Genomic DNA, 230 nt, shown 5'->3' on the forward strand with positions numbered 1-230 from the left:
CTCTGCCAAGCCTGACAGGCGGTGACTGCGAGCGTCGGGGTAGATCCGCCTCGATGCGAGCATCGTGCAAGCAAAGGAACGCTCCGCCGCAACACCCAGAATCCCGAGTTCGGCCTGCCAGAACCGCCTGTCGAAACCGGCGTTGTGAGCGACGACGGGGTGGCTTCCAACAAACGCCGCCGCTTCTTTCATGACCTTCGACACCGGAGGGGCAGATGCAATCATGTCGT

Annotated in this window: 1 protein-coding gene; it reads right to left on the minus strand. The window is 62.2% G+C overall.

Annotated features, from left to right (window positions below):
• A partial coding sequence (locus SB689_RS24355; protein ID WP_410694584.1) for a PolC-type DNA polymerase III occupies positions 1-230 on the minus strand: 230 nt, incomplete at both ends.

The organism is Chryseobacterium sp. SIMBA_038, from assembly GCF_046535115.1.
Lineage (GTDB): Bacteria > Bacteroidota > Bacteroidia > Flavobacteriales > Weeksellaceae > Chryseobacterium.